The sequence below is a fragment of the Telluria sp. RB2R28 genome (assembly GCF_059685835.1).
The window spans coordinates 75,587-90,697 of record NZ_JCASIK010000010.1 but is presented as its reverse complement, the minus strand read 5'-3'; the positions used below and the strand labels follow the sequence as shown (position 1 = coordinate 90,697).

Sequence of the window (15,111 nt, the reverse complement as noted above, 5' to 3'; positions counted from 1 at the left end):
TTATCCATGGTGACTATTGTCTCCTATTACGGATGTCCACGAAACCCGGGATACCTCAGAGTAGAATTGTTGGGCAATTACCCAAAGTTGCCAAACAATTCGACTCTGACCCTAATTATTTTTAGGGCTTTTCCGACGGTGCGCGGCGTTTCTGATGCCGTCAGTAATTGAATTTTTTCGGAGCATCAAATTACACGCCAAACTGGCAAAAATTAATGAGGGTCAGAGTCGATTTATTGGGCAATTCCTCAAAGTTGTCAAACAATTCGACTCTGACCCTAATTGTTTTTCAAGGGTTTTTGGGCATGGATTTGTGTTGGTGACTGCGGACTCAGGCGGGGATTGGGGATGCGATCAGCGTTGCCGATCGCGGGATGATGCGTCGTCTCAGACTTTCGTCTGAGACAAACCTGCTTCCGTTTGCTCAAGCGTTGCAGTGCTTGAGCCGGTGGCGCGGCGGGCGATCAGGTCGTGGTAGAGGGCGGTGTAGTTGGCGGCCATTTGCTCGGAGGTGAACAGCTCCTCGAAGCGTGCGGCGGCGCGGCGGCCCATCGTGCGTGCCAGTTCGGGGTTGTCCCATAGCGTGCGCATGGCGGCGCGCAAGGCCAGCGCGTCCGATGGCGGCACCACCAGGCCCGTGTCGCCATCGATGTTGATGTACGTGGTGCCGGTGCCGATCTCGCTCGAGATCATGGGCTTGCCGTACATCGCACCTTCGAGCAGCGAGATGCCGAATGCTTCCGAGCGCAGGTGCGACGGGAACGAGACCGCGTAGCACAGCGTCAGCAGCGCGGCTTTATCGGGTTCGTCGATTGCGCCGACGAACAGTACGTTTTTTAAGCCCAGGCGTGCGGCTTGTTCCTTGAGCTCGTGCTCGATCGGTCCCGCGCCGACGATGACGACCGGGTAATCGGTGCCGGCCGCCGCTTCGAGCAGGATGTGCAGGCCCTTGTAGTAGCGCAGCACGCCCACGAACAGGAAGAACTTGGGACCCACGCGCTCGCGCCAGTGCGCCAGGCGATCGGGATCGGGCTGCGGGTAGGTGGTGCGGTCCAGGCCGAACGGGATCACGCTGGTCTTGCCCGGATACCGCGCCAGCACGGTGGATGAGCCCAGGTAATTGGGCGAGGTCGCGACGATGGCGTCGACGCTGCGCAGGAAGCGGTGCTTCAGCGGCTGGTACAGGCGCAGCAAGTGGCGCTGGCGCACGATGTCGGAGTGGTACGTGACCACGGTCGGCTTGTTCACGCGTGCCATGAAATGCGCCAGGTCCATGAACGGCCACGGGAAGTGGTAGTGCACGACGTCGGCTTCACGCGCCAGGCGCGCCAGCGCGCCGATCGACTGGACCGAGATGGCGTTGGACGCGATCTCGGCATTGAGCGGGACCCGGTGCACCATATGGCCTTCGAACTCGAACGGTGCGAGGTTCTGGTGGCGCGACAGCGACAGCACGGTATTGGTCACGCCAAGGCGCCCGGTGCCCACGGCCATCTGGCGGATCACCTGTTCGACGCCGCCGACCGAATCCGGGTGGTAGGTCTTGTAAAAATGAAGGACGCGCATAATCAACTCAGCTTACTGCGAAAGTACGGCTCGGTACACATTTGCCGTCAGGCGTGCGGTGTTTTGCCATGTCAGTTGTTCGGCACGTGCACGCCCGGCGGCGACACAGCGCGTGCGCGCCACGCTGTCCTGTGCCAGCGTGCGCATGGCCTCGGCCAGTTCGCCCGCCGACAGCGGATCCACCAGCAAGGCCGCATCGCCCGCCACTTCGGGCAGCGAGGTCGTGTTGGACGCCACCACCGGCACGTTCGACGCAAACGCTTCAAGCACCGGGATGCCATAGCCCTCGTACAGCGAAGGAAAGACGAATACGCCGGCGCCGGCATACAGGTGGCGCAATTGTTCCTGGTCGGTCAGGCGATCGAGCCAGACGAGGTTTTCGCCCGCCGCGCGCGCCGCTCCCATGCTGGCCACCAGGGCGTCGCTGCGACTGCCCGGCGCGCCGACGATCACGAGCGCGCGCTCGGCGCGCACGGCCGCCGGCAGCATCAGCCAGGCGGCCAGCAAGCGCTCGACGTTCTTGCGCGGCTGCAGCGTACCTACAAACAAAAAATACCCCGGCTGCAGTTTGTGGGCCGCCAGCGTGGCCAACGTCGCCTCCGGCGCGGGCGGCGTCAGCCAGCTTTCGTCGACGCCGCACGGCACCACCGTTACGCGCCGTTCGTCGACGCCAAAGCACTCGACCAGTTCGGGAATGGCAAAGTGAGACAGCGCGATCACGTGGTCGGCCTTGCGCGCAGCCCTGGCCTGCAGCTGGTTTTTCAGCCCGCGCAAGCGCGGATTGCACCACTCCGGGTGCTTGATCGGCAGCGCGTCGTGCAGACTCGCCACCACCGGACAATCCATGCGCACCACGCGATAGTCGGTCACATGGAACACGTCGAGCGGCATATGCACGCGGTGCGCCGCCGGCGTCACCAGGTCGAGCAGCGTAGCGGCTTCGAATGAATAGGGGAATGCCCGGCCAACACTGATGCCGCCAGCACCACCGCGTGCACGCGGCCAGGACCACGGCGTCACGGTGCAGCCGGTGGCCGGCAGGTGGCGCAGCAGTGCATTGGTGTAGACACCGATGCCATCGAGGCGTCCGCCCGTCAGCCCCGGTTCGATCATGGTCGTCCCGAGGCCGACGTTGATCGCTGCGGCGTTCACGCCAGGTACATCCAGCGCAAGGTCTCGTACAGCGGCGTCGGGGCCAGGTCGCCCACCACGGCAGTCAGCTTGCGGTTGCTGCCAGTCAGTTGCAGCACGTCGTTGGCGCGCACGAAGGCCGGATTGACCTGCACGTCGATGCGGTAGCCAGCGATCTCCTCCATCATTTCGATGACGTTCGACAGCGAATGCGGCGTCCCCGAGCAGACGTTGAACGCTTCGCCGGCCGGCGCTGCTGCCAGGATGCGGCGGTAGGCACGCGCCACCATGCGCACATCCGAGAAATCGCGCGCGATCGCGAGATTGCCCAGTTCGATGCGCGCCTCGTTGCGGCGGAAATGCGAAACGATTTTCGGCAGCAGGAAATTGTCCGCCTGCCCCACGCCGGTGTAGTTGAACGGCCGCACGATCGTGATCGGCAATTTGTCCATCCACAGGCGCGCCATGTATTCCATGGCCAGCTTGCTCACCGCGTAATCGTTGGCCGGTGAAGGCGTCACGTCTTCATCGATGACAGGCACGCTGGCATTGCCATAGATGTTGGCCGACGACGCCAGCAGCACGCTGGTTGGCCGATGACTGCCGACAGCAAGCGCCTCGAGCAGATTGCGCGTGCCCACCACGTTGACGCGGTAAATCGCTTCGACGTTGGCGTGGCCGACAAACGCGATACCAGCCAGATGCGCCACGACATCGGGCTGCACCTCGGCCACCATGGCAGCGACCGCATCGCGGTCGCACAGATCCACCGCGACCATGTCGGGGCCGACCTCTTCGCCCGGCATCACGGTGCCGAACACGCGGTAGCCGGCGGCCGTCAGTTCCTGCGCCAGGTAGAACCCGGTAAAGCCGCGCAGGCCCGTGATCAGGGCGCGCCGCCCTTCCCCTTCACGCAGCAGGGTGTCGTCCGTGGCCAGGCGCGTCATATCAGAACGAGAAGCCCAGTTCGTTGCGACGCAGGTCGGCATCGACCATCATCTGGCACAGCTCTTCGAGCGTGGTCTTCGGTTCCCAACCCAGCTCGCGTCTGGCCTTGGCCGGATCGCCAATGAGCAGCTCGACTTCGGCCGGACGATAGAACTTCGGCGAGACGCGCACCAGTTGCTTGCCGCTGGCGGTGCAATGGGCCACTTCGTTGTCGCCGCTGCCGCTCCAGTCGAGCGTCACGTCGACCGCCTTGAAGGCCATGTTGACGAAATCGCGCACGGTCTCGGTGCGGTTGGTTGCCAGCACATAGGTGTCAGGCTTGTCGGCCTGCAGCATGCGCCACATGCCTTCGACGTATTCCTTGGCAAAACCCCAGTCGCGCTTGGCGTCCATATTGCCCAGCTCGAGCACGTCTTGCTTGCCCAGCTTGATCTTGGCGACGGTATCGGTGATCTTGCGCGTGACGAACTCACGGCCGCGCAGTGGCGACTCGTGGTTGAACAGGATGCCCGACGAACCGAAGATGTCATACGACTCGCGGTAGTTGATCGTCATCCAGTGCGCGTACAGCTTGGCCACACCGTACGGGCTGCGCGGGTAGAACGGGGTTTCTTCGATTTGCGGGATCGCCTGCACCTTGCCGAACATTTCCGACGTCGACGCCTGGTAGAAGCGGATCTTCGGGTTGACGATGCGGATCGCCTCGAGCAGGTGGACTGCGCCCAGGCCGGTAATCGATGCGGTGGCCAGCGGCTGGTCGAACGACACGCCGACGAAGCTCTGCGCGGCCAGGTTATAGACCTCGCCCGGCTGCGCGGTTTCGAGCAAGCGGATGCTCGAGGCCAGGTCGGTCAGGTCGTATTCGACCAGCGACAGGTTCGGATGCGTGGTAACGCCGAGCTCATCCATGCGCCAGAAATTGACCGAGCTCGAACGGCGATAGGTGCCGGTGACGTGGTAGCCTTTTTCGAGAAGCAGTTGCGCCAGATAGGCGCCGTCCTGGCCGGTGATGCCGGTGATGAGGGCTCGTTTGTTATGCATAAGATGGATGATTTGAAATTGGTCTTGCAGGCGCAGTGTGATGAAAAAGGCGCCCGGCCAAACGAAGATTGTAACAGAGGAGGTCGCCAGACTGGCTCGCGATCCGGAGTTTCGTGCAATTCAGACAACGCTTATCCGGATAATTATGACGCGAAAATGACGCGGCAAACTGGGCGCTTACGGTTTGTTACGTGTGTCCCGGTGGGGCGACAAACACGCGACAAAGCGGTGACAGCCCGCGACAAAGTGTGTCAACCGCGACGCGTGGACGGCACTGCCATCCACGCGTTCCCATCATCCTCAGCGCGGCGACACGGCCTCGACGACAGCCAGCGCCGTCATGTTGACGATGCGGCGCACGGTCGCTGACGGGGTCAGGATGTGCACCGGCCGCGCGCAGCCCAGCAGGACCGGGCCGATGGCGATGCCGTTGCCGGCCGCCGTCTTGACCAGGTTGTAGGCGATGTTCGCGGCGTCGATATTCGGCATCACGAGCAGGTTCGCATCGCCCTTGAGCGGCGAATTCGGCATGATCTTGGCGCGCATCCTGGCGTCGAGCGCCGTGTCGCCATGCATCTCGCCATCGATTTCGAGGTCGGGCTTCTTTTGCTGCACGAGGGCCAGCGCAGCACGCATCTTTTGCGCCGATTCCGAATTGGCGCTGCCGAAGTTCGAGTGCGACAGCAAGGCTGCGCGCGGGACGATGCCGAAGCGTTCCATCTCTTCGGCCGCCATCACCGTGATCTCGGCCAGTTGCTCGGCGTTCGGGTTTTCGTTGACGTGGGTATCGACCATCGCCAGTTGGCGCTCCGGCGTGATGACGAAGTTCATCGCCGCATACACCTTGGCGCCGGCGCGCTTGCCCAGCACCTGGTCGACGAATTCCAGGTGCATCTGGGTGGTGCCGTAGGTGCCGCAGATCATGCCGTCGGCTTCGCCCTTGTGGATCATCATCGCGCCGATCAGCGTGTGGCGGCGGCGCATGGCCAGCTTGGCCAGGTCCTGCGTGACGCCCTTGCGCATCACCATCTGGTGATAGCTCTGCCAGTAATCGCGGTAACGCTCGTCGAAATCGGGATTGATGACATCGAAGTGCACGCCGAGTTTCAGGCGCAGGCCGAATTTCTCGATGCGCTGCTCCAGCACGGCCGGGCGGCCGACCAGGATCGGGCGCGCCAGTTTTTCGTCGACCACCACCTGCACGGCGCGCAGCACGCGCTCTTCTTCGCCTTCGGCGTAGACGATGCGCTTGAGCTCATCCGGCGCGCTCTTGGCAATCGTAAACAGCGGCTTCATGAAGGTGCCGCTGCGGTACACGAACTGCTGCAGGTTCTCGGCGTAAGCCGCCAGGTCCTCGATCGGGCGGGCCGCAACGCCGCCGTCCATCGCGGCCTTGGCCACGGCCGGCGCGATGTGGGTCAACAGGCGCGGGTCGAACGGCATCGGGATCAAGTATTCCGGACCGAACGACAGGTTCGAAATGCCATAGGCCGACGCCACGATGTCCGACTGCTCGGCGTGCGCCAGATCGGCAATCGCGTGGACCACGGCAATTTCCATTTCGCGCGTGATCGTCGTCGCGCCGCAATCGAGCGCGCCGCGGAACATGTACGGGAAGCACAGCACGTTGTTGACCTGGTTCGGATAATCCGAACGGCCGGTGGCGATGATCGCATCGCTGCGCACGGCCTTCACGTCTTCGGGCAGGATCTCGGGGTTCGGGTTGGCCAGCGCCAGGATCAGCGGGCTCGGGCCCATCGACGCGACCATTTCTTTCTTGAGCACGCCACCAGCGGACAGGCCCAGGAAGATGTCGGCGCCCGGGATGACTTCGGCCAGACTGCGGTGCGGCGTGTCCTGGGCAAAGCGTTCCTTGTCCGGGTCCATCAGTTCGACGCGGCCCTTGTAGACCACGCCGGCCAGATCGGTGACATAGATGTTTTCGATCGGGAAGCCCAGGTCGACGATCAGGTCGAGGCAGGCCAGCGCGGCCGCACCGGCGCCGGACACCACCAGTTTGCACGACGTGATGTCCTTGCCCACGACTTTCAGGCCATTCATGATCGCGGCGCCAACGATGATCGCCGTGCCGTGCTGGTCATCGTGGAAGACCGGGATCTTCATGCGCTCGCGCAGCTTGCGCTCGATGTAGAAGCACTCGGGCGCCTTGATGTCTTCGAGGTTCACGCCGCCAAAGGTCGGCTCGAGCGAGGCGATGATGTCGACCAGCTTGTCGGGATCGGTTTCGTTGATCTCGATGTCGAACACATCGATCGCGGCGAACTTCTTGAACAGCACGCCCTTGCCTTCCATCACCGGCTTGGAAGCCAATGGGCCGATATTGCCCAGGCCCAGCACGGCGGTGCCGTTGGTGATGACTGCCACCAGGTTGCCGCGCGCCGTGTACTTGTAGGCGTTGGCGGGATCCTTGACGATTTCTTCGCATGGCGCCGCGACGCCCGGCGAGTACGCCAGCGCCAGGTCGCGCTGGTTCAGCAGGCCCTTGGTGGGCGTGACGCTGATCTTGCCGGGACGTGGGAACTGGTGATATTCGAGCGCTGCTTGGCGCAATTGCTGACGCAATTCTTCTTTTTTGTCAGATGACGAATCCATGCTGAAAGGCCTTCCTGGTGCGAAACGGGGCTTTCGATTCTATCAGAGAGGGTCTTGGCAACGACTACGTATTTTCAACATGATTATGTGCGGTTGCAGCAAATCGCCCGGGCTGGCTGGCCATTGGCGCCACGGTACAATCGCCGCCATGCTCTCCGAATTCGACCTCATCAAGCGCTACTTCAAGCGCGACCAGCCTGGCCGCGCACCCCTCGGTATCGGCGACGACTGCGCCCTGCTCGCCATCACGCCGGGCCGCCAGCTTGCCATCTCGTCCGACATGCTGGTCGAGGACCGCCACTTCTTTGCCGGCGCCGACCCGCGCATGCTGGGCCACAAGGCGCTGGCCGTGAACCTGTCCGACCTGGCCGCCATGGGCGCGCGTCCCGTCGCGTTCACGCTGGCGCTGGCACTGCCCGAAGCCAACCCGGACTGGCTCGCCGGTTTCTCGCAAGGCCTGTTCGCACTGGCCGACGTGCACGGGTGCGAGCTGATTGGCGGCGACACGACCAAGGGTCCGCTGAACATCTGCATCACCGTGTTCGGCGAACTTGCGCCCGGCCACGCGCTGCGGCGCGATGCGGCGCAGGTGGGCGACGATATCTGGATCTCGGGCACGCTGGGCGACGCCCGGCTGGCGCTGGCGGGGTACTGGAACGAGCTCGAACTCGACCCGGCATTGCACGCACAGGCGGCCACGCGCATGCACCTGCCGACGCCGCGCGTGGCCCTCGGCCTGGCGCTGGCCAGCCTGCCGGTCGCCCATGCAGCGCTGGATATTTCGGACGGGCTGGTGGGCGACCTTGGCCACATCCTGCAAGCTTCGCGGGTGGGCGCGACACTCGACGTCGATGCGCTGCCGGCCGGTCCCGTGCTGGCGCAGCAGGCGCCGGCATTGCGGCGGCGCTTCACGGCAGCCGGTGGCGACGATTACGAGTTGTGCTTTACCGCGCCGCGCGCCGCGCGCGAGGCCGTGCTGGCGGCTGGGGCGCAGGCCGAAACACCGGTGACCCGGGTCGGCAGCATCGACGCCGCGCCAGGCTTGCGCCTCGTCGATGGCAACGGCGCGCCACTGGAACTTGGCGTGGGCGGCTGGGACCATTTCAAGGTTGGCTGAGCCAGAATACGCATGAATGAAGTTGCAAAAAAGCTATAATTAACGGTTTTTGCAATGTTGAAACCGTCTCCTTCATGAGCATCCAACCGGTTAACCGCCTTACCTGGAAAAGCGCCAAATGAGTTTTGTGCAGAATGTTCTTGCTGGTTTGAAAACGCGCTCCCGGCGCTACAGCGCCATGCTGGCGCATCCCCGCGCGCCCGGCATTGCCGTCTGGCTGGTGCCTGTGCTGTATGGCTTGTTGTCAATCGCTCTCGGCCAGGACGACAATTGGGACCTGAGGAACTACCATTGGTATAATGCCTACGCCCTGCTCAACAGCCGGCTCGACCTCGACATGGCGCCGGGCCAGTGGCAAAGCTACTTCAATCCGCTGATCGACGTTCCCTATTATTTGCTGACCATTTCGCTGCCCGGCCCGCTGGTCGGCTTCCTGATGGGCTTTGTTCATGGCTTGAACTTCGTGCTGCTGCTGGCCATCGCGCGCCAGTTGCTGGGCGAGCGCAGCCACGGCGCGCGCCTGCCCATCCTGCTGGCCGCTGCCGGCGTGTGCGGCGCCGGCTTCCTGTCGCAACTGGGCAATACCATGGGCGACAACCTGACCGCGCTGCTGGTGCTCGGTGCGCTGTACCTGGTGCTGCGCGGCTGGAACGCCCTGCACACCGCCTCCGGCCACGTGTTCGCGCTGATGCTGTTGTCCGGGCTGGCGATGGGCCTGGGCACCGGTCTGAAACTGACCAACGCGCCTTACGCGGTGGCCCTGTGTGTTGCTTTGCTGACGGTGCCGGCGTCGTGGGGCGTGCGCCTGGCCCTGGCCTTCACCCAGGGCTGCGCGGTGGCTGTCGGCATTTTGATGGCGGCAGGCTACTGGTGGATGACGATGTGGGAACGCTTCGGCAATCCGCTGTTCCCGCAATTTAATAATATTTTCCGCAGCCCGATGGCACAGCAACTCGGGGTGATCGACAACCACCACATGCCGCAGAATGTGCTCGAAGCACTGGCCTGGCCACTGGTATTCATGGTCCAGACCGTGCGGGTGTCGGAAATTCGGCTTACGCTGGCCGTCCTGCCGGTACTGTACGTGCTTGCGCTGCTGTTCGTGGTGCTGTGGATCGCGCAGAAAATGCGCAACCGTGCGGCGCCGTCTTCCCTGTCGCCACGTGCATGTTTTCTCATGGTGTTCGGCCTGGTCGCCTATCTGCTGTGGATGAAGCTGTTTGGAATCTACCGCTATCTGGTGCCGCTCGAATTGCTCGCACCACTGATGGTCTGGATTCTGGTCGAACGCATGGCTCCCCCCGTCCATGCTGCACGGATCGGCGGCTGGCTGCTGGCGGCCACCACGCTCGTAGCATTCCCGTTCAACTCGTGGGGTCACGCTCGCTGGGCATCGCCGAATATCAGCGCCCAGGTGCCGCCACTGGCGCGGCCGGCCGACACGATCGTCTTCACTGCCCATGGTGACCCACCGATGGGCTGGCTGGCCACGTTCTTCCCGCGTGATGTTCGCGTGATCGCGCTGGCCGGCGGCTTTCCCGAGTCACCGGCCTGGCTTGAACGGATCCAGTCCGCCATCGCGGGCAGGCCCGGACCGCATTACGTGATGCTGGTTGCCGCCCGGGTCGACGCGCGGCACAAACGCAAACCCGAGAACGGCTCTGCCCAATTGCGCGAGCGCCTGATCGCCGATGCGCTGGAAAAGGATCGCGTGACGATGGCGGCCGCGAAGACCAGTCTGGCGCCCTATGGACTGGCCATCAATGACAGCGCCTGCAAGACCTATGTCGCTTCGATTGGCACAACGCCGTTCCCATTCCGCTTCTGTCCCGTCGTCGTCGTCAAGCCGTAATGCTGCCGGGGCGGCCCTGCGGGGCCGCCTCTTGCCCCTCGCCCTCACGCGGCGCCTTGCGGTCGTCATACGGCCCGTGCGTCATCCAGTAATGGCGAAACGCCAGCCGGATATTGTCGCGCAGTTCCATGTCGTCCCAGGGCTTGGTGTAGAAGCGGTAGATCGCGCCCCGGTTGATGGAATCGAGCACCGCCTCCACGCCCGTGTCGCCCGACAGGATGATGCGGATCGTGTCCGGATACATTTCCTTGACCTTGCTGAGGAACTCGGTCCCGCTCATCACCGGCATGCGCTGGTCGCACAGGATCACGTGCACGTGGTACAGCGCCAGCAGTTCGAAGCCTTCGGCGGGCGAGCCTGCGGTCAGCACGCGGTAGCCATCGCGCCGGAACAACCGGTGCAGCGCGGCCAGCACGTTCGCATCGTCGTCGACGATGAGCAGCGTCTGCACATTGTCGACCACCTCCGGCAGCTGGTCGGGACTGGCACGGTTCGACACCACGAGCGTGGCCAGCTGGGCCGCCGGCAGCGCGCGTGAAAAATAGAAACCCTGGATTTCGTCGCAGCGGTTGCGCCGCAGGTAGGCCATCTGGGCGCGCGTCTCGACGCCTTCGGCGACCACCTGCATGTGCAGGCTGTGCGCCATGCTGATGATGGCCAGCGCGATCGCCGCGTCGTCCGGGTTGGTGACGATGTCGCGCACGAACGCGATATCGATTTTCAGTTTGTCGATCGGAAAACGCTTCAGGTAGGCCAGGCTCGAGTAGCCCGTGCCGAAGTCGTCGATCGCGATGCGGATTCCCAGCGCCTTCAGGCGCGTGAGCACCTCGGTGGTGCGCTCGGCACTTTGCATCAGCGCGCTTTCGGTCAGCTCCAGTTCGAGCAGGCCCGCCTCGATGCCGTGGCGTTCGAGGGCATTGCGCACCACCTCTTCGAGGTCGCCCTCAACGAACTGGCGGCTCGAGACGTTCACCGCCACCCGCACGTCGCGCACACCATCCGCGTTCCAGGCCGCGATCTGGCGGCAGGCTTCGTTGATGATCCAGTCGCCCACGCGCACGACCAGGCCCTTCTCTTCCATCACAGGCACGAATTCGGCCGGATACACGAGGCCATAGCCGGGCCGGTTCCAGCGCAGCAGCGCTTCGCTGCCGGCGATGCGGCCGGTATTGAGTTCCATCTTGGGCTGGTAATGCAGCACGAACTGGTTGTCCGCCAGTGCGCCGCGCAGCGCCAGTTCGAGATCCAGGCGCGCCAGCACCTGCACGTTCATGCCGGCGGTGAAGAAGCGGTAGCCGTCGCGCCCTGCTTCCTTGGCCCGCACCATCGCCGTGTCGGCGTACTTGACGAGCGTGCCCGGGTCGATCGTGTCGTCCGGGTACATCGCGATGCCGATGCTGGCCGTGAGCGCGGCCTGCTGGCCGTGCAGGTCGAACGGCAGCCGCAGCGATTCGCGCACTTCGTTGGCCATGTTCACGGCGTCCTGCTGCTCGCGCGGCATCGTCAGGATCAACGCGAATTCATCGCCGCCCAGGCGCCCGACCGAATCGCGTACCTTCACGCAGCGCACCAGGCGCGTGCTGAACTGGCGCAGCAATTCGTCGCCCGGCGCCGTGCCGAGCGAATCGTTGATCACCTTGAAGCGGTCGAGCGTGATGCACAGCACCGCCACGCGCCAGTTCTTGTCCTGGGCCAGCTCGATCGTGCCGCGCAGGTTTTCAAAGAACAGCGTGCGGTTCGGCAGGCCGGTCAGCGCGTCGTAGCTGGCCGCGTGGCGCAGCCGCTCCTGCGCCAGCAGGCGCTCGCTGATGTCACGCGCCACGGCAATCAGCATGCGCTGGGCGTTGCGTTGTCCTTGCGGATCCTGCAGCTTCCAGCTGATTTCCACCGGCACCGAGCCTTCGCCGCCCGCGCGCAGCAGGTCGGTCTCGACGATGTCGGGCTCGGGCGGCCCGCCCTGCGCGGCCGCGCCGATATGGCGTTCGAGCTGCGAGCGCGAGGCCAGGCCCAGCGCCACCGGGTCGATCCGCAGCAGCGCCTCGCGCGAAAAGCCCAGCATGCGGCAGGCGCCTTCGGACACATCGACCATCGCCATATTGGCCGTATCGATCAAAAACAGCGCATCGGGCGTGGCGTCCATCGCACCGCGAAAGCGCGCCAGTTCGGCGGTGCGCTCGCGCACCTGGCGTTCGAGTTCACTGCCGTAGTCGAGGGACTCGCGGTGCAGCAGGCGCACCTCGAGCAGGTTGCGGATGCGCGTCATGACCTCGACCGTGTCGAACGGCTTGCCAATGAAGTCGCGCGCACCGGCTTCGAGCGCCGCCAGTTTCTTGTCCGGTTCGGCCGTCACCACCAGCACCGGCAGCCACGAATCGCTCTCCAGGGGTTTCAATGCCTCCATCACGTCGAAGCCGTCCATGCCGGGCATGTGCAGGTCGAGAATGATCAGGTCGAAGCGGTGCTTCAGGTGCAAGGCCACGACCTGGCGCGGATCGAACGTCGAGGTGACGTTTTCGTAGCCGGTGGTCTTCAGCAGATACTCGAGCAGTTGCACGTTGACCGGTTCGTCATCGACGACCAGGATGCGGGCCCGTCTGATGTCGGACAGGGAAATCATGGGTGGTTCCTTTCGCCTGACGCGGCCAGGTCTGGCCCTTCGGCCAGGGTGCTGTTGATCGCTTCAGTGAATTTCTCGATGTCGATCGGCTTGGTCAGGTAGCGGTGGAAGCCCGCAGCCACGCCGCGCTCGATATCGCGCGGCATGGCGTTGGCGGTCAGCGCAATCACCGGGATGTCCGCGGTTTCCGGGTCCGCACCCAGCTGGCGCAGCACCTCGAAGCCGCTCATGCCGGGCAGGTTCAGGTCCATGAGGATGATGTCGGGACGGTGCGCCCGCGCCAGTTGCAGGCCCAGGTGGCCGTCGTGCGCCGACAGCAGGCGCAGGTCGCGCCGGAACGCCACGATCTCTTCGACCAGGCGCAGGTTGGCCGGATTGTCCTCGACGTACAGCAGCAGGCGCGGCGCGATGTCGGATTCGGAAGCGGATGCCGTGGACCCACTGCCGGCGGGTGCGGCGCGTTCGGCCAGGCTGGACGTGCGCGGCGCGGTGCTGGCCAGCTCGATCCAGAACACGCTGCCCACGCCCGGGCTGCTGGTCACGCCGATCTCGCCGCCCATCAGCTCCACCAGGCGTTTGGTCACCACCAGGCCGATACCGGTACCTTCCTGGGCACCCGACTCCTGGCCCAGCCGGTTGAACGGCTGGAACAGGCTCGCGACCTGCTCGGGATTGAGCCCGTTACCGGTGTCCTGGATCGACAGGCGCATGCGCGTGGGCGTGGTCTGGTCGCACGTGAGCACCACGGCGCCCTCATCGCGGTTGTACTTGACGGCGTTCGACAGCAGGTTGAGCATCACTTGCTTCAGGCGCGTGCGGTCGGCCATGACCACGGCGCCGTCGACATCCGGGAACAGCACCCGCACCTTGCGCGTGGCGGCGATCGGCTCGATCATTGTGCGGCACTCGAGCAGGATGTCGGCCAGCGCGACCGGCTCCATCGACAGCGTGATGGTGCCCGATTCGACCTTGGCCAGGTCGAGGATCTCGTTGATCAGCGTGAGCAGGTGACGGCCCGACTTGAGGATGTGGTTGGCAAATTCCTTCTTTTGCTCGAGCGTCGACGGCAGCGTGTTGGAAGTGAGGATCTGGGCAAAGCCCAGGATCGCATTGAGCGGCGTGCGCAGCTCGTGGCTCATCGATGACAGGAAGGCCGACTTGGCCTGGTTGGCGCTGCGCGCTTCTTCGTTGGCGTTGGCCAGTTCGGCGTTGGCCAGCGCCAGCTGCAGCGTGCGCTCATCGACGCGCTGCTCGAGCTGCTCGTTCAGGCGCATCACCTCTTGCTGGGCGTGCGAGCGTTCGGTGGCCGAGCGCAGTGTGGCGTTGTGCGAGTCTTCGAGCTCGCGCGTGCGGCCTTCGATTTCGGTGAGCATGGCATTGAACGAATCGGCCAGCTCGGCCGCCTCGTCGTCGCCGATGCGCGGTGCGCGGCGCGAATAGTCGCGCGTGGCCACCACGTCGCGCGCCACCTCGGTGATCGCGATGATCGGCGACGTGAGCACGCGTCCGAAGCGTCGCATCATCAGGTAGGCGATCGCCATCGCGATCAGGGTCACGCCAACGGCGATGGCAAGGTAATCGATGAAGCGCGCGAGTATGCGGTTCTCGGCGCGCATCACGACGGTGCCGACCGTCTCGCCATTTTCGACGATCGGCTGGCTGACGACCATGATGCCGTTGCCGCTTTCGTCGATCTGGTCGAGCCGCTCGGGCACGGGCTGCTTTTCACCGGCGGCCGAATACGACGCGAACAGCTGGCCACGCGCATCGTAGATGGCGGCGCCGCGCACCAGGGGACTAGCCCGCAGTAGCAGCAGGTCTTCGTTGGCAAGGCGCGGGTCGTCGAACGTGAGTGCGGCAGACGTCATGTGGCCGACCAGTTCGGCGTCGGTCGACAGGTCATTGACAAGCGTGTGGTGATAGCTGCGCAGGTCGTAGGCCACCACCAGGGCGATCGAGACCAGCAGTGCGACCAGTGTGGTCGTCATCACCATCGCTACCAGCTTCTTGCGAATCGAGCGCTGGCGGCTCATGCTTCCTCCACGAACCGTTTCACGAAACGGCTACGCGTGTGCGCGGGGCGCTGACCCGGTTGGGCTGGCGACTTCACGATCGGGCCAACCCTGGCTGGCCACATGCGATGCGTCCGTACGGCATTGTAAGATCTACGTAAAACAAAAAAGAGGCATCCAGCCACAGAGGCCAGCTGCTTTCCAGCATAGCAGT

Annotated in this window: 9 protein-coding genes; 2 read left to right on the top strand and 7 right to left on the bottom strand. The window is 64.2% G+C overall.

Annotated elements, in window-relative coordinates; genetic code table 11:
- Nucleotides 1-387 precede the first annotated feature (387 nt).
- The 5 genes from AC56LV_RS24125 to AC56LV_RS24105 form a co-directional block, all read right to left on the bottom strand.
- Complete coding sequence (locus AC56LV_RS24125; protein ID WP_499561452.1) at nucleotides 388-1,566, bottom strand: glycosyltransferase family 4 protein; 1,179 nt, start codon at nucleotides 1,564-1,566, stop codon at nucleotides 388-390.
- A gap of 12 nt (nucleotides 1,567-1,578) precedes the next feature.
- Complete coding sequence (locus tag AC56LV_RS24120) at nucleotides 1,579-2,718, bottom strand: glycosyltransferase family 4 protein (RefSeq protein ID WP_499561450.1); 1,140 nt, start codon at nucleotides 2,716-2,718, stop codon at nucleotides 1,579-1,581.
- Nucleotides 2,715-3,644, bottom strand: a complete 930-nt coding sequence (locus AC56LV_RS24115; RefSeq protein WP_499561448.1) for an NAD-dependent epimerase/dehydratase family protein — start codon at nucleotides 3,642-3,644, stop codon at nucleotides 2,715-2,717. Before AC56LV_RS24115 ends, AC56LV_RS24120 begins: the two co-directional genes overlap by 4 nt.
- A 1-nt stretch (nucleotide 3,645) precedes the next feature.
- Nucleotides 3,646-4,686 carry a GDP-mannose 4,6-dehydratase gene (gene gmd, locus AC56LV_RS24110; RefSeq protein WP_499561446.1) on the bottom strand — a complete coding sequence of 347 codons (1,041 nt, stop codon included), beginning with the start codon at nucleotides 4,684-4,686 and terminating at the stop codon, nucleotides 3,646-3,648.
- Between the two features lie 300 nt (nucleotides 4,687-4,986).
- A complete protein-coding gene (locus tag AC56LV_RS24105; protein WP_499561444.1) occupies nucleotides 4,987-7,299 on the bottom strand; it encodes an NADP-dependent malic enzyme in 2,313 nt (770 codons plus the stop codon).
- Nucleotides 7,300-7,447: 148 nt separating this feature from the next.
- On the opposite strand from AC56LV_RS24105, the gene thiL reads away from it, so the two are divergent.
- On the top strand, nucleotides 7,448-8,416 hold the full coding sequence (gene thiL, locus AC56LV_RS24100) for a thiamine-phosphate kinase (RefSeq protein WP_499561443.1): 969 nt from the start codon (nucleotides 7,448-7,450) through the stop codon (nucleotides 8,414-8,416).
- A 118-nt stretch (nucleotides 8,417-8,534) separates the two neighbouring features.
- Nucleotides 8,535-10,268 carry a hypothetical protein gene (locus AC56LV_RS24095; protein ID WP_499561441.1) on the top strand — a complete coding sequence of 578 codons (1,734 nt, stop codon included), beginning with the start codon at nucleotides 8,535-8,537 and terminating at the stop codon, nucleotides 10,266-10,268.
- Here AC56LV_RS24095 and AC56LV_RS24090 read toward each other — a convergent pair.
- Both AC56LV_RS24090 and AC56LV_RS24085 read right to left on the bottom strand, forming a co-directional pair.
- The gene (locus AC56LV_RS24090; protein ID WP_499561439.1) at nucleotides 10,258-12,885 is read right to left on the bottom strand and encodes an EAL domain-containing protein; all 2,628 of its coding nucleotides are present in this window, start codon (nucleotides 12,883-12,885) and stop codon (nucleotides 10,258-10,260) included. The genes AC56LV_RS24095 and AC56LV_RS24090 overlap by 11 nt on opposite strands.
- The gene (locus AC56LV_RS24085; RefSeq protein WP_499561437.1) at nucleotides 12,882-14,918 is read right to left on the bottom strand and encodes a sensor histidine kinase, YfiR-like protein-associated; all 2,037 of its coding nucleotides are present in this window, start codon (nucleotides 14,916-14,918) and stop codon (nucleotides 12,882-12,884) included. The genes AC56LV_RS24090 and AC56LV_RS24085 overlap by 4 nt, the downstream gene beginning before the upstream one ends.
- Nucleotides 14,919-15,111: the final 193 nt, after the last annotated feature.